Annotated in this window: 10 protein-coding genes; all 10 read right to left on the minus strand. The window is 63.1% G+C overall.

What is annotated here, in order from left to right:
- Positions 1 to 130: 130 nt before the first annotated feature.
- The 10 genes from MUN81_RS14265 to MUN81_RS14310 all read right to left on the minus strand — a co-directional run bounded on the left by MUN81_RS14265 (position 131) and on the right by MUN81_RS14310 (position 18,920).
- Positions 131 to 2,065, minus strand: a complete 1,935-nt coding sequence (locus MUN81_RS14265) for a glycoside hydrolase family 97 protein (RefSeq protein ID WP_245111402.1) — start codon at positions 2,063 to 2,065, stop codon at positions 131 to 133.
- Between the two features lie 186 nt (positions 2,066 to 2,251).
- Complete coding sequence (locus MUN81_RS14270; protein WP_245111403.1) at positions 2,252 to 3,934, minus strand: glycoside hydrolase family 43 protein; 1,683 nt, start codon at positions 3,932 to 3,934, stop codon at positions 2,252 to 2,254.
- Between the two features lie 81 nt (positions 3,935 to 4,015).
- Entirely contained in the window at positions 4,016 to 6,361 is a 2,346-nt protein-coding gene (locus MUN81_RS14275) for a glycoside hydrolase family 127 protein (protein ID WP_245111405.1), read from the minus strand.
- 57 nt (positions 6,362 to 6,418) lie between these two features.
- Positions 6,419 to 9,040: a glycosyl hydrolase 115 family protein gene (locus tag MUN81_RS14280; protein WP_245111406.1), complete on the minus strand. Its 2,622-nt coding sequence runs from the start codon at positions 9,038 to 9,040 to the stop codon at positions 6,419 to 6,421.
- 102 nt (positions 9,041 to 9,142) lie between these two features.
- Positions 9,143 to 10,258, minus strand: coding sequence for an endo-1,4-beta-xylanase (locus MUN81_RS14285; RefSeq protein ID WP_245111408.1), 1,116 nt, complete (start codon positions 10,256 to 10,258; stop codon positions 9,143 to 9,145).
- 58 nt (positions 10,259 to 10,316) lie between these two features.
- Positions 10,317 to 11,792, minus strand: a complete 1,476-nt coding sequence (locus tag MUN81_RS14290) for an alpha-L-arabinofuranosidase C-terminal domain-containing protein (RefSeq protein ID WP_245111410.1) — start codon at positions 11,790 to 11,792, stop codon at positions 10,317 to 10,319.
- Positions 11,793 to 12,196: 404 nt separating this feature from the next.
- A complete protein-coding gene (gene xylA / locus MUN81_RS14295) occupies positions 12,197 to 13,528 on the minus strand; it encodes a xylose isomerase (RefSeq protein WP_245111411.1) in 1,332 nt (443 codons plus the stop codon).
- On the minus strand, positions 13,521 to 15,032 hold the full coding sequence (locus MUN81_RS14300) for an FGGY family carbohydrate kinase (RefSeq protein ID WP_245111412.1): 1,512 nt from the start codon (positions 15,030 to 15,032) through the stop codon (positions 13,521 to 13,523). The genes xylA and MUN81_RS14300 overlap by 8 nt, the downstream gene beginning before the upstream one ends.
- Positions 15,033 to 15,076: 44 nt before the next feature.
- Positions 15,077 to 17,050: a sialate O-acetylesterase gene (locus tag MUN81_RS14305; protein WP_245111414.1), complete on the minus strand. Its 1,974-nt coding sequence runs from the start codon at positions 17,048 to 17,050 to the stop codon at positions 15,077 to 15,079.
- A 106-nt stretch (positions 17,051 to 17,156) separates the two neighbouring features.
- Positions 17,157 to 18,920 carry a RagB/SusD family nutrient uptake outer membrane protein gene (locus MUN81_RS14310; protein ID WP_245111416.1) on the minus strand — a complete coding sequence of 588 codons (1,764 nt, stop codon included), beginning with the start codon at positions 18,918 to 18,920 and terminating at the stop codon, positions 17,157 to 17,159.
- Between the last annotated feature and the right edge of the window lie 91 nt (positions 18,921 to 19,011).

The following is a 19,011-nucleotide window of genomic DNA, read 5'->3' on the forward strand; positions in this document are numbered from 1 at the left end:
AAACTCAGCAAAAGCGTGGAAGCATTTCGGAAGGTGGTTGATAATTTCATCGGCTGAGTAGCAGAAGGTGATTGCCGGAATCATGCGCGGCAACGAATGGGAGATGCTGGGCGGCGAAAGCCTCTAAATCCTAGGGCTGCACCACGAAACCGCCGCGGGCCGGCAGCGTCAGACCAATTTTGTAATGCGGAAATGGCAACTGGTAGGTGCTGAACTCACGGTTGGTATTACCGTCGGTTATGACTGTGCCAGGTCCGAGTCCTAATTTGATGGGGTCCAGTGTAATTTCTTTTGGAGCGTCGGTGGCATTAATGCCGGCCACGTACCACTTACCATCGGGGGCCTGGCGGGCCAGCACGACGTATTCGCCGGGGAAGCCGTCAATGAATTTTACATCAACCCAGCGCGGCGGCAGCTTTTTCACGAACTCCTGCACGTAGGCGGGCTGCGCGGCCATGCCCTCGGGCACCTCGGCGTAGTGCTGAATGCCCGACTGGAACAGAACCGCTAGCGCCAACTCAAACGCGTTGGAAGTGCGGCGCTCTTTGCCGCGAATCTCCGAAAAAGCCATGGGCGTGAAGTCCATGGGCCCCACGGCGTTGCGGGTGAAAGGCAACGTGGCGCAGTGCGTGGCTTCTTGGTCGGTGTTGCGCTGGTCGAAGGTCAGGAACTCGAAGCCCTTCACCGCTTCCATGGTCATCAGGTTGGGGTAGGTGCGGTTCCAGCCGCGCGGCAAGGTGGCGCCGTGGAAATTCACCAGCAGCCCGGCCTGGGCAGCATCGGTCATGAGGTCCTGGTAGTAGTTCATGAACGACTGCCCGTCGCCGCCGAAAAAGTCGATTTTCACGCCCGCCACGCCCATCTGCTTGATGCGGGCGAACTCCTTGCGCCGGCTCTCGGCGTCGAACAGCACCTTGGTGGGCGTTTGCGGAGCCTGGTTCCAGCTGCCGTTGGAGTTGTACCACACCAGTAGGCCCACGTTTTTGGAACGGGCGTACTGCGCCAGCTCGGCCGTCTTCTCGTAGCCGATTTGCGTGTCCCACAGCGCATCCACCAGGCAATAGCGCCAGCCCATGGCGGCCGAGTAGTCAATGAAGCGGCGCTGCACGTCGTAGGTGGTGTTCTTGTCCCCCATCAGCACCCACGACCACGACGACTTGCCGGGCGCGTCCATATTCACGGGCGCACTAGCAGGCGCGCTCAGGTCAGTGGTCAGCGTTGATTCCACGATGGGCGCCAGCGAGTTGCCCAGCACCACCACGCGCCAGGGCGAGCGCCAGGGCAGGCGGCTTTCGGGCAGCAGCGGCGCATCAGGTGTGGTCCGTTCGGGCGCCTGCGGAAAGGCCATTGTGTAGTTGGCATCCGGCGATTCGTGGGCCAGGTGGCTGCCGCAGTAGCTGCGGCCCATGCCGGCCTCGGTGAGCAGCACCCAACGCCCCCCGGCCTCAAACAAAGCTGGAAACGACCACCCCTGCCCGATGGTGGACGGCGTGCCCGCCGCGATGCCGCGCTGGTAGTTTTCCTCGTACGAGGGCTGGGTGTTGGCAAAACCAGTCTGGGCCTTAGCGTGCGGGTGCAGCCAGCCCTTAGCATCAGCCGGCAGGTGGAAGCTGGTTTGCTCCGCCGTAATGCGCTGCACTTCGGCGCTTTTGCCTTCGATGAGGTATTGAAACGCTACCCCATCGTTCGACACCTGAAACACGACGCTCAGCGTGGGCGCCCCGGCCGGGCCGGCGAAGTGCACCACGCGGCGATTGGCCCGGTAGCGGCAATTCGCGCGCTTGTCAGTGGCCAGTTGATAGTCGTCGGCCACGGCCGTCACCTTGTCGGCGCTGGCCAGCCTGAGGCCCTGCGACAGGTCGGCGCTGGCCAGCTGCAGGCCCAGGCGCGAGGGGCGCAGCAGCTCGGCGGCGCGGTAGCGCACGGCGTAGGTGGGCCGGCCCTGGCCGTCCACATCCACGCTCACCTGCACGGCCCCGTCGGGGCTGCCGACCACAACGGGCCCGGCGGCGTGGGAAAGGGAAGCGGCCAGCATCAACGAGCAGAAAAGAAAAGAGAACCGCATGATAATCAGAGGATAGATCAGAAGAGTGATTCGGAAGTCGTATGGCCCGGTCCGCCCGCCCTAGGCGGGCCGACCGGTTGCCGTTTTGCGCCGCTGCGCCGCTCTTGATGGGCCGGGCTACTAACAACCGGTCGGCCCGCCTAGGGCGGGCGGACCGGAACTACAGCTTCTAAAACAGATGCCGCTTTATTTCTTGTACATGGGGTCGTTGCCCTCGTACTTCAGCCACTTGAAGGAAGCCGTGTTGGTGGTGGGCTGGCCCGAGGAGGTGGCATACATCCCGAACGTGCAGCCGATGAAGCCGCCCGCCACCTGCGTGCTCAGGAACTTGCCGTCCACCTGGTCCTTGAGCGTGGTCCAGGCCTTGCCATTCTCCGAAAACTGGAAGCTGTACTTATCGGCCTGGGCCTGAATGCGCAGCTGCACGCTGCCCGTGGCCGACTTGAGCGGGGCCTGGGCCAACAGCTCCGGCTGCTTCACATCGGCGGTGCTTTTGAAGAGCTGGAGCATGGATTTGCCCGCATCCACCGACTTGCAGAGGTAGTAGAAGTGCTTCTCGTCCTGGAAGATGGCCAGGCCGGCCTTTTCATTCGCCGCTTTCGGCGCGAAGGTCAGCTCGGTTTCGGCGGTGCAGTAGAGGTGCTGCTGGCGCTTGCCGATGAAGGATGGGTTGCCGGTTTCGGCGCAGGTTTCGGGCTTGAGTTTCAGGGTGAGGCCCTTGGCCTTGCTCAGCGAGAAGCTGGCGCTGTCCACGGTGCGCAGAAACAGCAGCGCGGGGTCCAGCTGCTTCTCGAAGGTGAGGGTGTAGCCAAAGTTGCCGCTCTGGGGCCGCGCGCCGGGCTGTTTCACCTCCGGGAAATTGGCTTTGTAGGAGTATTGCACCCCGTTGGGGCCGGGCACCATCACCGGCCACTCGTCCTTCCATTCCACGGGCACGATGAACGTCTCGCGGCCGGTGTTGTAGAAATTGTCCTCGTAGGGCCGCACGGCCAGGAAAATGGCGTAGGTCTTGCCATCGGGCCCTTCCACAAACTGAGCGTGGCCGGCCGAGGTGATGGGGTCTTTGCGGTCTTTCGGCAGCTCGCGCTGCGAGAGGATGGGGTTCTTCTCGTAGGGCACGAACGGGCCCAGCGGCTCCTTGCTGCGGAACACTACCTCCGTGTGGTTCACCGAGGTGCCGCCCTCGGCCGCGTAGAGGTAGTGCCAGTTGCCCAGCTTCATCAGGTGCGGTCCCTCTATCCAGACCGGCTTTTTGCTCAGGTCCACGCCCCCGTTCACCACGATTTTCGCCTCGCCCACGGTTTGCAGGGTTTGCGGGTTCAGCTCGATGATTTTGATGGAGCGGTGGCCGTCGTAGAGCGGCTTGTTGTCGGGCGGGTCGCTGTTGTAGATGACGTAGGCCTTGTCGCCCTCGAAATATAGCGAGGGGTCGATGCCGCGCACCTGGGGCAGGAAGGTGGGGTCGCTCCACGGCCCGGCCGGGTTTTTGGCCGTCACCACGAAGTTGCCCTTGTGGTCAATCTGCGTGCAGGTGACGTAGTACGTGCCGTTGTGGTACTCAATGGCCGGCGCAAACAGGCCCCGCGTCATGCGGTCGCCCAGGAAACTCATCTGCGACGGCCGGCTGATGACGTTGCCCACCTGCTTCCAGTTTTTCAGGTCGCGGCTATGCATCACGGGGATACCCGGGTAGTAGGAAAACGTGGAATTGACCAGGTAATAATCGGCGCCCACCTTCACGATGCTGGGGTCGGGATAAAAGCCACTGAGGATGGGATTCACCAACTCAATCGATTGTGCAAACGCGCCCGAAAAAGGCAGCAACGCAAGTGCAGTAGGCAGAAGTTCTCGGAGTAGTTTGTATTTCATGCTGATGCGAAAAATGCTTTTCGTAAGTGTTTTTTAGGTTTTTAAATCAGTACGAACTCGCCGAAGCGGGCAAGGACGGCGCTATTTTAGCAGGCGCACATCGTACACGCCGCCCGCTGTAGATTCTGCGCCTGCCTGGAATTTCACGGTGAGCGCCGTCGGTGCGTTGGGCTGCCTAAGTGATTCCGGCAGGGCGTATTCCACGTCGTAAAAGTCGCCGCTCTCATTGCCGGCCAGCTGCACCTGCGCCAGGGGCTTGCCATTCACCAGAATGCTGAACTGCCGGTTCTTGTCGCCGCCCGCGTAGGTCACGCGGAGGGTGCGGGCATTGCGTTGCGGGTTGTGGAGGATGTAGCTGAACCAGCCTTTGGCGTGCCGCCAGTGGCGGTCGCGGTGCGTGCCGGTTTCGGTTTGCTCGCCCTGGAAGCCGTGGTCGGACTCGGGCTGCTGCTCGCCGGGGGTTACCTGGTCCACGGTGCGGGCTTCGAGGGCCCGCTTTTCCGCGTCTTTGCGCCGCAGCTCCTCCTTGCGGGCCAGCAGGCCGGCGGGCGTCGTCACGGGCCAATACACCATGTAGCGCGCGTCGTGAATCTGGTAGAACGGCACCAGCTGCACGTTGCGGTATTTCTCCGAGTCAATCAGCCCGGCGGCCGTGAAGGTAAGCGGCTGCCCCGCCACAGGCTTGAGGCCCTCGGCCACGTTGGGGCCGGCCGAAACCAGCACCGGCGCCTCCTCAATAGGATAAAGCTTGCCGCTGGGCACGTGCGACATGCGCGCGCCGTCGGCCCGCAGGCCCTTCAAATCGGTGGTATCCGTGACGGCCGCCAGCACCACCGGGCCATGCACAAACGACACCCAGGAGGACTTATCCGGCATATACTCGGCCGTGGTGGCCATGGGCAGGGCCACAGTCACCACGTCGCCCGAGCGCCACTTGCGGCTCAGCGTGACATAGCCCGGCGCGGCCGCGCTGGTGGCCACTGGCTGGCCATTCACTTGCACCTGCAATTGCCCCGCCGGTACCCACTTAGGCTGCCGGATGCTGAGCGCGAAGGTGCGCGGCTTTTTCAGGCTGAGCTTCAGCTGCGTGCGTTCCTCGTTGGGAAAAGTCGTTTCCTGCGTCAGGGTCATCCCCTGCTCAGCCCAGGTGAGGCGGGACGGGATGAACAGGTTCACCAGCAGCTCCTGCGGCCCGCGGTGCGCGTACACCAGCTCGCCGTATTTGCCGTGGTTTTCCAGGCCCGAGCCCACGCAGCACCAGAAGCCTTCCTGCGGCTGCGAATACACCCGGTAGTGCCGGGGGCGCATGGGCGTGAAGTACACAAAGCCCCCCTGCCCCGGGTGCTGCGACGACAAAATGTGGTTATAAGTCGCCCGCTCGTAGTAATCCAAGTACTTCGTCTCGCCGCCGGTCAGGTACAGCTCCTTGCTGAGCTTGAGCATATTGTAGGTGTTGCACGTTTCCGGCCCCTCGGTGCTTTCCAGCATGGAAGCAAAGCTGGTGGCCGGGTTGAAGTGCTCGCTCACGCTGTTGCCGCCAATGGAAACCGTCCGGTTTTCCACCACCGTCTTCCAGAAAAAGGCCGCGGCCACGCCCCAGGCCGGGTCGCCGCCCACTTCCGCCACCCGCTCGAAGCCGATGACTTTCGGAATCTGCGTGTTAGCGTGCATGCCGTTGAGCACATCTTTGCCAGCCAGCAGGGGCTGGAGCACGGCTTGGTGCGAAAAGCGCTGAGCCAGCGCCAGGTACTTGCGGTTGTGCGTCAGGTCGGCCACGTCGGCAAAAATCTCGTTCAGGCCGCCGTGCTCGCTGCGCATCATCTCCTGCAGCTGCGCGTCGCTCAGGTTGGCCGTCAGGTCCAGAAACCAGTCCGTCAGCTTAATGAGCATGCCGCGGGCTTTGGCGTTGCCACCCACCGCGTAGGCGTCGCGCAGGCCGGCGAAGGTTTTGTGCAGGTTGTAGAGCGGCACCCATTTGTTGTTCAGCCCGAAGCTGTTGGCCTTGATGTTGCCGGCCTTCACCTCCGCCCACATGGCCGGGCCGCCGGGCACGCCGCCCAGGTAACCGTTGCCGCTTTTCTGCTGGCAAGCGTCCAGTTGGTCAACGAAGTAGTTTAGCCGCTGCTGCACCTGCACATCGCCGGTAGCGGCGTACATGTAGGCCAGGGCCGAGAGGTAGTGCCCACCCATGTGGCCGTCCAGGCCGGTGTTTTCCCAGTTGCCGTAGCGCTCGGCCTTGGACGGCAGGCCCGCCGAGGCCAGGTAGGGCGCCAGCAGCCGGTCGGGGTTCAGGGTCAGCAGGTAGGCCAAGTCCGTCTGCTGAGCCTCCCGGAACGGGCTGTTTAGCAGACGCACATCGGCCACGGGGAAGCTTTGCAGCTTCACTGCCTGTCCCGAGGCCAGCGTGGGCAGCGCTGAGAGCGTCAAAAGCAGAAATTTCCCTTTGTTCGTCAACATCGTTTGCATGAAATACTGGCCCGAAACCTAGCGTTGGCCCAGACTGCCTTTCCCGTTTTTGGGCTCGGTGGCGCTGGTGGCAGTGGCCGGCGGGCCCAGGTAGGTGGCGGGCAGCTCGCCCGCACTCACCACCAGCTTTTCGAGCACCACGCCGGGGTCCACGCGCCAGAACTTGAGCGTGTGTGCGCCGGCCGTGGTCACGTTGTGTTGCGAGGTTTTCAGGTTGATGCTATTGGCCACGATGCGCTCCCAGGGCCGGTTGCTTTCGCCGGGCTTCATGCCCGTATGCAGGTTGATGATTTGCGGCGCCTCATCGTCGAGCGACACGGCGTAACGCAGGCCGGTGGTATTGGTAAAGTCGAGGGTCGGGGCCAAGTAGGCGCTCACCGTCACGGGGCCGGCCTGGGCGAGGTTGATGCGGTACTCCAGGTGTGGGCTGTTGCCACCCGGCGTCTCAGTAGGCGCGACGGTAGTGGGGTACGTGCTCACGGCTCCCAGCGTGCGGCCCAGGTCGGGCAGGCGCTGCCAGCTTACGGGCCCGGCGTTCACGGCCTTGGTGTACTGCTCCGCCTCCACCGCCACGTAAGCGCCGGCAGCGGGCGCCGCCGGGTCCGCAATGGCCGTCGGCACAGCACCGGCGGGCAACGTCACCACCTGCGGCATGATATCCGCTTTCTCGTCGTGCCAGGAGGTGTAGCCGATGTGCATCTGGTCCATCATGTGGTTCCATTTGCCGCCGGCCACGGCGTGGTAGCGGTTCTTGATTTCGGCGTCTTTGGCAAACAGCGCCTGGGCTTTTTCGGCCAGCGCGTTGGTGTTGGGTTGGTTGGTTTTGGCGGCCTCGCGGTTTAGGGCCACAGTGTAGTACAGCTCGTTGAGGTTGGCGCAGGCCTGCACGGGATGCAGCACCAGCTCGTAAAAGGCGTCGTGGTCGGCGGCGGGCAGCTTTTGATTTATATCCTCCGCGCGGGTCCGCAGCTGATTGTACTCCGCTACCACTGTGGCCCACTCGCCGGTGACCAGGCTGTAGGTATTGGCGTCAATCAGCTCGGGCTTGCGGCGGCCGTTGTACTTAGCGTACTTGGCCAGAATGTCGGCGATGTCGGCTGCGTATTTCGGGCCAAACTGCTGGCTGGCCCAGCGCTGCGTGTAAGCCGCCACCTGGTCAGCCTTGATGTTGTCGGGGTTCCAAGCGTAGTCGAGGAAGAAGCTGATGGGCAATTCCATGGGCTTGAGGTCGCCCACGTTCACAATCCAAATCTGCTTCACGCCGTGCTCGTAGGCCAGGTGCATTTGCTCCCGCACGCGCGGCAAGGGGTTGGTGTTCAGCCAGCGGTAGCTGCGCGGGCCACCCACGTAGTCGAAGTGGTAGTAGATGCCGTAGCCACCCCGGCGGGGCGCGTCGCCGGGCTTGGGCAGCTTGCGCAGGTTGCCCCAGTTGTCGTCGCAGAGCAGCAGGGTCATGTCGTCGGGCACGCGCATGCCCTTGTCGTAGTAGTCCTGCACCTCCTTGTAGAGGGCCCAGAGCTGCGGGGTTTGGTCAGCGGGCTTGTGGGTTTCTTCGGCCAGAATTTTCCGCTGGTCGGCCACGATTTTTTCGAGCAGGGCAATGTTACTTTCCTGGCTCATGGGCTCGTCGCCGTCGCCGCGCATGGCCATGGTCACGATGCTTTCGTGGCTGCCCATGTTGCGGATGCCCTGCCGCCAGAAGCGGCGCAGGGTGGTGTCGTTGGTCTGGTAGTTCCAAGGGCCGTGGCCGTAGCGCTTCCACTCCTGCTGGGCGCGCTGCATGGGCTCGTGGTGCGAGGTGCCCATCACGATGCCGTACTCGTCGGCCAGCACCGGGCTCAGCTTGTCGTCGTCGTTGAAGGCATTGCCCCACATGGCCGGCCACAGGTAGTTGCCCTTGAGCCGCAGAATCAACTCAAACACATGCACGTACATCTTCGAGTTGATGCCGCCGAATTTCTCCTTGCTCCAGCCCGTGAGCGCGGGCGCCTCGTCGTTCAGAAAGATGCCACGGTACTTCACCGCCGGCTCGCCCAGCGTGTGCCGGGCGGCCAGAATGCGCAGCGTCGTCTGAGGCTTCACCGGCACATCGGCCCACCAGTACCAGGGCGACACCCCAATCTGCTGCGAGAGGTCGTAGATGCCGTAGATGGTGCCGCGCTTGTCGCTGCCGGCAATCACCAGCGCCTGCTTCACGCCGGGCAGCGGGTTCATCACCACCTGCCGCACAAAGGTTTCCCACTTGCCCGCCACGCCGGCCGTGCTGAGCTTGCCCGCCTTCACCAGCCCGTCAATCAGCGGGCTTTTGCCGATGGTGCCAATCAGCACAACCTCAGCCCCCGCAGGTTTTTCAGTGCTGAAGCTAGGCGCGATTTTCGTCACGCGCTGCACGTCGGCCTGCAGGTCTTTGGCGGCCCGCAGCACGCCCGGCCAGTCGGCCGCGCTGGCGTAAATGGGCGCCGTTTTGCCATTGGCGGCCAGGGGGAAATCGGCGGCCGCTTTAGTTGTAGCCTTGGCGGCGACGGCCTTGGTTTGGGCTTGGGCGGCGGGGCTACTAAGCAGCACCAGCAACACCAGCCACAGCGCATGGCGCGAGGCAGCCGGTTGGATTAGCGAGCGAGTAATGGATGGGGAAATCATCGAAGTTTGCTTTATGGATAGAGCTGCGAGCCGCAGCCGAAGATGCTGAAAAAGGCCATCATACTGAGCGCAGCCGAGCATGATGGCCTTTTCCAGGATTCCCTACTTTGCGGCCTGCACCACCGCTTGGAAAGCGGGTTTCGGCTGGAAGTTGCGGTCAAACAGCAAGGGGTAGCTGGTGCGGCCCCGGATGGGCCAGTCGTTCAGCCAGGAATCCGCGTCCGTCACGCCCCAGAGCGTGATGCGGTCGATAACGTCGCGGTGCTTGTGGAACAGGGCAAACAGGTCGGCGTAGCGCCTGGTCAGCTTTTGCTGCACCGAATCGGGCAGGCCGGTTGTGTACACGTTGTATTTGGCATCAGCCCCGAAGGTTTCGGCGATGTCGGCGCCCTGGCGACGGCTGGGGTTGGGCAGCACGTCGATGTCAAGCTCCGTGAAATTGACGTGCACGCCTAGCTTCGAAAAGGCCACAATGCTGGCCTCCACTTGCTCAATGGTCGGTTTGGTGAGGCCGTAGTGGCCCTGCATCCCGATGGCGGCCACTTTGATGCCTTTGGCCTGCAGGCTCTTCACTAGTTTGATGACGCCAGCCCGCTTTTCGGAGCGGTAGAGGCTGTAGTCGTTGTAGTAGAGCTCGGCTTTCGGGTCGGCTTTGTGGGCGTACTCAAAGGCTTTGGCGGCGAAATCCTCGCCGAGTATTTCCAGCCATTTGGTTTTGCGCAGGTCGCCCTGCTGGTCGTCGATGGCTTCGTTCACCACGTCCCAGCCGGCGATTTTGCCTTTGTAGCGGCCCACCACCGTGTTGATGTGCTCCTCCAGACGCTTGAGCAGCAGCTCGCGGCTTGCAGGCTTGCCGGCTCCGTCCTCAAACACCCACTTCGGGGTTTGCTGGTGCCACATCAGCGTGTGGCCGATGACCCACATCTTATTTGCCTGCCCGAAGGCCACGTAGTCGTCGGCGGGCTTGAAGTTGTACTGGTCGGGCTGCGGGTGCACGGCTTCCCACTTCAGCAGGTTCTCGGGGCTGATGGTGTTGAACTGCTGCTTGACGATGGCCGCCGTCTTAGTATCGCGGCCGCTCGTTACGCGGTAGCTGAGGGCGGCGCCCACGTAGAAATCCTTCTTGAAGGCATCCTTCAAAGGCCGGTCCGCCTTCGGCCCGAAGCCAAGACCGAGGCCGGCCAGCGCGAGGCACAACAGCGCTTGCTTGCTTTTCATAGATTACGGCTAAGGGAATGGGCGGCCGGGCAGTTGTCCCGGTCAGCTCCGGAAATATTTATTTCAATTCGAGCACCACCACCGACTTGGCCGGCAGCTCCACGCTTAGCTTGTCGCCGCGTTTTTTGGCGCCGTTGAAAGCGGCCAACGTCACCGTGTTGGGCTTCTCAAACGTGTTGTAATCGTTTATTTTGGCCGACGTCAGCACGCGGCCGGTCACCGTTTTCCAGGTCACGCCGGCCAGGGCCGTTTCTAGCTTGAGGGTTTTGTTGGGGTCCAGGTTTACCAAGGAGATGTGCACGGCGCCATTCTTGTCCTTCGAGGCCGAGGCATTCAGGGCCGGGATTTTTTCGTTGCCAAACGCGTAGTCCGGGCTGCTGAACTGCAACGGCAGGTACTGCGCGTCCTGGTGCACCTGGTAGAGGTCGAACACGTGGTAGGTGGGCGTGAGGAGCATCTTGTCGCCTTCGGTGAGGATGACGGCTTGCAGCACGTTCACGGCCTGGGCGAGGTTGGCGCCGCGCACCCGGTCGCAGTGGTTGTTGAAGATGTTGAGCGTGGTGCCGGCTACAAGGGCGTCGCGCAGGGAGTTTTGCTGGTACAGGAAGCCGGGGTTGGTGCCGGGCTCCACGTCGGTCCACACGCCCCACTCGTCTACCAGCAGCGCTATCTCCTTGTCCTTGTCGTACTTGTCCATGATGGCGGCGTGTTTGCTTACCACGGCTTCCATTTTCAGGCAGTTGCGCAGGGTGCTGAAGTACCGGTCCTCGCCAAAGCCGGTGGCCTTGCCTTTGCTGCCGCTCCAGCTGCCGGTGGGCAGCGTGTACTGGTGCAGGGTGAGGCCCCACATCTGGTTGAGCGGGATGTTTTTCATGCACGTCTCGGTCCAATGGGCGTCGTCGCCGTTGGCGCCGCTCACAATGCGTTTGAGCGGGGTGCCGGGGTAGTTGTGGGCGAAGGTGGCGTAGCGCTTGTACACGTCGGTGTAGTACTCGGCCGTCATGTTGCCGCCGCAGCCCCAGCTCTCGTTGCCGATGCCCCACCAGCTCACTTTGTAGGGCTCGGGGTGGCCGTTTTTGCGGCGCTCGAGCACCATGGGCGTGTCCTCGTTGGAGTTGAGGTACTCCATCCAGTTGCTCATTTCCTGCACCGTGCCGCTGCCCACGTTGGCCGCGAGGTAAGGCTCGGTGCCAAGCAGGTTGCACAGTTCCAGGAATTCGTGCGTGCCGAAGCTGTTATCTTCGAGCGTATTGCCCCACCACAAATTCAGCATCTTGGGGCGCTGAGCAGTAGGGCCCACGCCGTCGTGCCAGTGGTAGGTATCGGCAAAACAGCCGCCGGGCCAGCGCAGGTTGGGCACTTTGATTTTCTTGAGCGCCTCCACAATGTCCATGCGGATGCGGCCTTGCTGCGGGGCTTTGGAGTCTTTATCAGCCCAAAAGCCGCCGTAGATGCAGCGGCCCAGGTGCTCGGCAAAGTGCCCGTAGATGTGCTTGCTGATTTGCCGCTTGGGGTCGCCGGGCTGCACGGTCATTAGCACGGGTTGGCTTGCCCCTCCCTTCGATTGAGCGGAGGATGCAAGCGGTAGGGCCAGGCCCAGAGCAGCTACCGCCGCCAAGCGTTGAGTCAGATTCATGCGTGTCGTCGGGTTCGGAAAGGGTAGTGAGCATGGTCTGCCAGTCAGCGCAAAAGCCGCTGCCGACGGCAAAACGGCGTTCCGGCCCGCAAGCACCTGACTTGCGTGAAGCGTGGCCCGCTCACCAACAGGCCTGCCTTCGTGCCGGAACGCCGGAGCCGCCTCCGGCCACGAGCTCACGCGAGCCCGCCGCCATCGGCAAAACGTCCCCAACCAGTCGCCTTGTTATTCCCACCACGTAGCGGTCGGCCGGTTCCGTTTTTCTTGGCAGGCCGCCGCGCACTGCGCGGCGGCCTGTTCTCTTAGATGTACTGGTTGATAATGGCTTCCAGCCACTCCTGCTTGCCGCTGCGGGGCGTGGGTTCGCCGCTCTTGTGGGCAATGGTGCGCAGGTCTTCCAGGGTAAGGCCGCCGCGCTCGAACTCAGCACCCTGGCCGGAATCAAACGAGGCGTACCGCTCCTGGCGAAACTTGCGGTAGGGCGACTTCTCCAGAATGTCGTTGGCCACCACCAAGGCGCGGGCGAAGGTGTCCATGCCGGCGATGTGGGCAATGAAAATGTCCTCCAAATCCGTAGAGTTGCGGCGGGTTTTGGCGTCGAAGTTGATGCCGCCGTGCTGGAAGCCGCCGTGCTCCAGGATGATGAGCATGCTCTCGGTCAGCTCGTTCAGGTTGTTGGGGAACTGGTCGGTGTCCCAGCCGTTCTGGTAGTCGCCGCGGTTGGCGTCCATCGAGCCCAGCATGTTGGCATCGGCGGCCACCTGCAGCTCGTGCTGGAAGGTGTGGCCGGCCAGCGTGGCGTGGTTCACTTCCAGGTTCAGCATGAAGTCGTTCTCCAGGCCGTGCTCCTTGAGGAAGCCGATGACGGTGGCCGCATCGAAGTCGTACTGGTGCTTGGTGGGCTCGGCCGGCTTGGGCTCGATGAAGAATTTGCCCGTGAAGCCCTGCTGGCGGGCGTAATCGCGGGCCATGGTCAGGAAGCGGCCCATGTGGGCTTGCTCGCGCTTCATGTCGGTGTTGAGCAGGGTCATGTAGCCCTCGCGGCCGCCCCAGAACACATAGTTCTCGCCGCCCAGCGCAATGGTCGCGTCGATGGCGTTTTTCACCTGGGTGGCGGCGTGGGCCACCACTTGGAAGTCGGGGTTGGTGCTGGCGCCGTTCATGTAGCGCGGGTTCGAAAACACGTTGGCCGTGCCCCACAGCAGCTTCACGCCGGTTTCGGCCTGGTGCTGCTTGGCGTAGTCCACAATGGTGGCCAGGTTGCGCTCGTACTCGGCCAGCGAGTTGCCTTCGTCCACGAGGTCAATGTCGTGGAAGCAGTAGTACGGCGTGCCCAGCTTGGTGAAAAACTCAAAAGCGGCGTCCATCTTGTCCTTGGCGCGGCCGATGATTTCGTGGTGCGAGTCCCAGGCAAATTGCTTGGTGCCGGGGCCGAACGGGTCGCCGCCGGTGCCGGTGAAGGTGTGCCAGTACGACACCGCGAAGCGCAAATGCTCCTTCATGGTCTTGCCGGCAACCACGCGGTTTTCATCGTACCATTTAAAGGAAAGCGGGTTATCCGATTCGCGGCCTTCGAAGCGAATGGTGTCGATGCCCGTAAAAAATTCTGTCTTGGAGAGCGTGTTGCTAGACATAGGAAGGGGTGGTGATTGTATTTGGAATACGGTGAGATAATGCGTCTTGCCAGCGGCCGTAAGCGGCATGGTATTGTTCACGAAGCCGGTCAGTCGGCTCCACGGTGAGAATGCGTTCGAGGCCACCGAAGGCTTCGGCCGGGCTGGCGTACACGCCGGCCCCGATGCCCGCGCCGCGCGCCGCGCCCTGGGCCGCATCGGTGTTGTAGAGCTCCAGCTCCACGTTGCCGCTGTTCACGAAAGCCTCGCGGAACACCGGGCTCAGGAACATGTTGGCGTTGCCGGCGCGCACCTTGCGCACCTGCACGCCGCTGGCCCGCATGATGTCCATGCCGTAATTGAGGGCGAACACAATGCCTTCCTGGGCCGCGCGCAGCACGTGGCTTTGGTGGTGAATGTTGAAATTGAGGCCGCGCAGCTCGGCGTCGGCCGGGCGGTTTTCGAGGATGCGCTCCACGCCGTTGCCGAAGGGCAGAAACACGAGCCCCTCCGCCCCTACCGGCGCCTGGGCGGCCAGTTGGTTCATGCGGTCGTAGGGCAGCTCGCCCACGATTTTGCGGAGCCAGCTGTTTAGGATGCCGGTGCCGTTCAGGCACATGAGCACGCCGTTGCGGGGCTGGGCGGGCGTGCTGTTCACGTGCACGAAGGAGTTCACCCGCGAGCGGGGGTCGGGCGTGTTGGTTTCGTTGATGCCGTAGACCACGCCGCTGGTGCCACCCGTGGCCGCCACTTCGCCGGGGTTCAGCACGTTCAGCGAGAAGGCGTTGTTGGGCTGGTCGCCGGCCCGGTAGCTGATGGGCGTGCCAGCCGTCAGGCCCAGCTCCTGCGCGGCTTCGGCGCTCACGTGGCCCTGCACCGAGAAGGTGTCCACCACCTCGGGCAGCAAGTCGGCGCTGATGCCGTAATAGTCCAGCAATTCCTGGGCAATGGCCTGGCGCTTGAAATTCCAGAATACGCCTTCCGACAAGCCGGAAACGGTGGTTTGCAGCTGCCCGCTCAGCTTGAAGGCAATGTAGTCGCCGGGCAGCTGAATCTTGTGAATCCGGGCGTACACGTCGGGCTCGTTTTCGCGCACCCACTTCAGCTTGGAAGCCGTGAAATTGCCGGGCGAGTTCAGGAAATTGCTCAGGCAAAACTCCTCTCCCATCTCCTCAAATGCCTGGTTGCCGAAGTCCACGGCGCGGCTGTCGCACCAGATGATGGCGGGACGCAGCACCTTTCCGGCTTTGTCAACCAGCACCAGCCCGTGCATCTGATAGGTGATGCCGATGCCGGCCACCAACGAAGTATCAAAGCCGTAGCTGGCTTTCAGTTCGGCGGTGGCATTCACGCATTCCTGCCACCAGCGCTCGGGGCGCTGCTCAGCCCAGTTGGCCTGGGGCACGCTGATTTCCATCTCCTGCTTGGGAGAAGTGACAGCCGCCACGCACTTGCCCGAGTTAATGTCGAGCAAGGAGACTTTTATAGAAGAGCTACCGATGTCGTAGCCGAGGAGGTATTTCATGGAGAATAGAATAATCAACGTGCCCTGCCAGAGGCAAACGGGAATCAGAGGCGACTGGTGGCGCCCGGCACCTCCGGCTCGGTGGTGAAGGTGGAGGCCGGCAGGCCCTCTTTGTTGTACAGGTTTACGCCCTCGGGGTTGTCGGCCCAGGCGTAGCGCACCACGGTGGGGTTGGGTACCTGGTCGCTCCACACCACCACTTTGTTGCCCTCAATCCTGGCCTGAGCCCACACAAACTTTTTGTCGGGCCCGGCGATGGCGAAGCCCTTCAGCGGCTCACCGCCCTTGGCCATCAGCCCGCTGCCGGTGCTCGTGAAGCTCAGCGTGGCTTTGTTGCCCGCCACCTGCATGCTCTGATACAGCGGACCCGGCGATACCACTTTGGCGTCGCCGTAGGCCACTTTTTGGGCAGCCAGGGCCAGGCGGTGGCCGGGAGTTTGCTTGTCGAGGGGGTGAATGTCGTTCCACTCGCCGACGTCCAGAATCACGGCCATGCCGGTGTGGGGCAGCGCCAGCCCGCGGCGCTGCACGTCGCGCACCACGGCCCAGCCGCTTTCCGACGGCTCCTTTCGGGCCATCATGAAGTTGGGCAGCTGCGCGTAGAGAAACGGCAGGTTGGGCTGCTTGAACTGCTTGCGCCAGTCGACAATCATGCCGTCGAACAGGGCCTGGTAGTCGCCGGTGCGGCCGGCGTTGCTCTCGCCCTGATACCACAGCACGCCCTTGATGGCATACGGCAGCACCGGTGCAATCATGCCATTAAACAAGCCGCCCGGCGTGTACTGGAAGGTGGTGGTGCCGGGCGTGGGCGGCATGGTGGCGCCCAGCTTGTACTGCCAGGGCCCGCGCAGGTCGATGGTTTGGCCCGCGGCCGTCAGCTCGTATTTCTTGCCCATCGTGAAGCCGCCGCGACCGCCGTTGCTGATGAGGCGCACCGTCACCACGTTTTTGCCGGCTTTCAGCACGCCGGGCTTCACGTCGTATTTGCGGGGCGGGTACTGGTAGCCGGTGCTGCCCACCAGCTGGCCGTTGATGTATGTGGAGTCGGCATCGACCAGCGTGCCCATCTCCAGGCGGGCGGGCTGGCCCACCATGGCGGCCGGCACGTCCACGTCCTTGCGGAACCACACCACGCCGTTCACCGGGCCCAGCGGGGTTTTATCGGCCCAGAAGCCGGGCACCGGCATGGTGGGCCAGCTGCTGGCGTCATAGTCAGGCGCCGACCATTTCTGCTGGCCCCGGGCCTCGCCCTGGTCGGTTTTATAGAGGGTCTGGTACCAGTTGGCCACCGCGGCGCCTTCGCGCTGCCGGATGCCGAGCACCACGGTGCTGTCTTTGAATTTGGCGAGCTGCTGCTCGTAGGTCGGGAATTGCTTCAGGCCGTCGGCGCTCAGCCAGGCTTCGGCCGGCGAACCGCCCACCGCGTCTTTGATGATGCCCACGGGCACCTGGTATTTGGCGTTGATTTCCTTCGCGAAGAAGTAGGCCACGGCCGAAAACTTCAGCACCGTTTGCGGGTCGGCCGCAATCCACTTGCCGCCCGTCACGTCCTGCTGCGGGCGCTGGAAGTTGTAGGTCAGGGGTACCTCGTATTGGCGGATGCCGGGGTTGGCGGCCTGGGCGATGACGTCGGGGTACTTGTCGCGCAGGCGGCTCATGGGCGTTTCCATGTTCGACTGGCCCGAGCACAGCCACACGTCGCCCACCATGATGTCTTTCACGGCCACCTGGTTGCTGGCCTTGATGTTCATCTCAAACGGGCCGCCCGCTTTCAGGCGGGGCAGCTGCACGCGCCAGCGGCCATCGGGGCCGGTGGTAGCCTTGTGGGTTTTGCCCAGGAAGGCCACCGTCACCGCCTCGCCGGGCCGGGCCCAGCCCCACACGGCCACGTCGGCGTCGCGCTGCAGCACCATGCCGTCGCTCACGAGGCGGGGCAAGCGCACCTGGGCAGCGGCTTGGCGCGCCACAGGCAGGCTCAGCAGCAGTACAACGGCAAACACATTGGCTTTCACAGACATAACAAAGGAGTAATAGCGAGAAGAATCAAAACCAGTACCCTCTCATAAATAAGCCCCGATTTCGGAGCGAAATCGGGGCTTATTCAGGTGGCAAAATCGGGGGCTGTTAGTACCCGGGGTTCTGGGTGATTTTGCCGCTGGTGCGGTCAATCTCCGTCTGCGGAATGGGCCGCAGCACGTGGAAATCCTTGATGTTGATGGCCGCGTTGGAGCCGTACACCCCGCCGCCCTGGCTCCGCAGCGCGGGGGCGTAGTTGGTGTTGCGAATGCGCGTCAGCAGCTCGCTGGCGCCGGTGGCGGTCCGGGTACGCTTCAGGTCGTGCCAGCGGTGCATTTCGCCCGCCAGCTCGCGGGCCCGCTCGTCGAGGATGAAGTCGATGGTGACCTGCGCCGACGTGATTTCCATTTGCGTGGTCCGGCCGGGCGCGGCGGCGCGGCGGCGCACCACGTTGATGTAGTCGCGGGCCTGGGCGGAGTTGCCCAGGTAGAAGTACGCTTCCGCCGCAATCAGATAGGTTTCGGCCAGGCGGTACACGATGTTGGGCCGGATGGAGAAGCCGTTCACCGAGGTGCGGGTGGGCGAGTCGTATTTGTTAAGCGTGGGGAAGAATTCGGTGGTAATCTGGTTGGGCTGGAACACGCGGTACGGCGCGGGCGTGCGGTTGGCAATCTGTGCCAGGCGCGCGGCCGACAACGGCCGGCCCGAGTACCAAATCGAGGTGTCGCCCACCACAGCCCGGGTGGTGCCGCCGTTACCGCCCGGGTTGTTCACCCGGTACACCGAGGTGAACCAGCTGTTGTAACGCGTGTCGGTGGTGCGGAGCGCTGCGTCGGCCTCCAGCGGGGCGCCGCTGGCATCGCGCAGGATGTAGGAATCCAGCAGGAAGTACGTGGGCGAGTGGCGGGCAAACGGACGGCCGTTGGCAATGTCGCGGGCCATGTTGGGCAGCAGGTCATAGCGGCTGCGGAAGTTAAAGCCGCCCACGTTTTCGCCGCCGAAGGTAAAGCCATCGATGCGCGAGAACGTGGCATCGCCGTTGAACTGGGCGTTCATAATCACCTCTTTGCCGTTCTCGTTGCCGTTGGCAAACACGGCGCCGGGCGTGGCTTCCAGGCCCAGGCCGTAGCGGGTCTGGTTGTCGATGAGCTCTTTGGCGTACTGGGCGGCCAGCGTGTAGTCGCCGGTGGCCCCGGCCGGAATGGCGGTGGCGCGGGTCAGGTACACCTTGGACAGCAGGTGCAGGGCCGTGGCGCGCGTCACGCGGCCGGGCTGGGCGGGCTTGTCGGCAATGGCCGCCAGAGCCTCGGTCAGGTCCTTGATAATCTGGGCGTACACGCTGGCCATGGGCGCGCGCACGATGTCCTTGGTGGGCGAATCGACGAAGGTGAGCATGAGCGGCACGTCGCCGAAGTCCTGCACCAGCCGGAAGTAGTAGTTGGCGCGCAGCAGCTTGGCTTCGGCCAGGAGCTGGGTTTGGCGGGCCGGGGCAATGCCCTGGGCCTGCGGGCCGTACTGCAGCACCCCGTTGGCGTTGTTAATCTGGGTGTAGCAAATCGTCCAGATAAACGAGTGCGAGCCGTCGTTGAGCGGGGTCAGGTCGTTGGGGCCGTAGTCGCTCAGGCCGCTGCTGTTGGCAATGCCGTTGGTGAACAGGTCGGTGCCGGCCTCGGTGGTGAAGAAGCCCGAGTCGTTGCCGTAGAGCTGGCGCAGGCCCGAGTACACGCCCGTCACGCCGGCCTCCACGCCCTGGGCGGTTTTGAGGAAGCTGGGGGTGAGCACCGATTGCGGGTTTTCTTCCAGAATGTCTTTCTGGCAGCCGGTGGTTGCCAGAAACAGCGCGGCACCCAGCGTTAGAACTATCTTTTTCATGTTGATTGCTGATTTGAAGGGAATGGGAAGGGGCGCTTGTTTGTCGGTTGGGGCACTGCCCTCGAGCTTGCAGCCCGGTCAACCAATAAGA

Origin of the sequence: Hymenobacter sp. 5317J-9 (genome assembly GCF_022921075.1) — a bacterium.
Classification (GTDB): Bacteria; Bacteroidota; Bacteroidia; order Cytophagales; family Hymenobacteraceae; genus Hymenobacter.

Bases quoted from the DNA above. Each gene is read 5' to 3' on its own strand.
- MUN81_RS14270 (WP_245111403.1), bottom strand. From the start codon at position 3,934: ATGAAATACAAACTACTCCGAGAACTTCTGCCTACTGCACTTGCGTTG.
- MUN81_RS14305 (WP_245111414.1), bottom strand. From the start codon at position 17,050: ATGTCTGTGAAAGCCAATGTGTTTGCCGTTGTACTGCTGCTGAGCCTG.
- MUN81_RS14300 (WP_245111412.1), bottom strand. From the start codon at position 15,032: ATGAAATACCTCCTCGGCTACGACATCGGTAGCTCTTCTATAAAAGTC.
- MUN81_RS14265 (WP_245111402.1), bottom strand. From the start codon at position 2,065: ATGCGGTTCTCTTTTCTTTTCTGCTCGTTGATGCTGGCCGCTTCCCTT.
- MUN81_RS14280 (WP_245111406.1), bottom strand. From the start codon at position 9,040: ATGATTTCCCCATCCATTACTCGCTCGCTAATCCAACCGGCTGCCTCG.
- MUN81_RS14290 (WP_245111410.1), bottom strand. From the start codon at position 11,792: ATGACCGTGCAGCCCGGCGACCCCAAGCGGCAAATCAGCAAGCACATC.
- MUN81_RS14310 (WP_245111416.1), bottom strand. From the start codon at position 18,920: ATGAAAAAGATAGTTCTAACGCTGGGTGCCGCGCTGTTTCTGGCAACC.
- MUN81_RS14285 (WP_245111408.1), bottom strand. From the start codon at position 10,258: ATGAAAAGCAAGCAAGCGCTGTTGTGCCTCGCGCTGGCCGGCCTCGGT.
- xylA (WP_245111411.1), bottom strand. From the start codon at position 13,528: ATGTCTAGCAACACGCTCTCCAAGACAGAATTTTTTACGGGCATCGAC.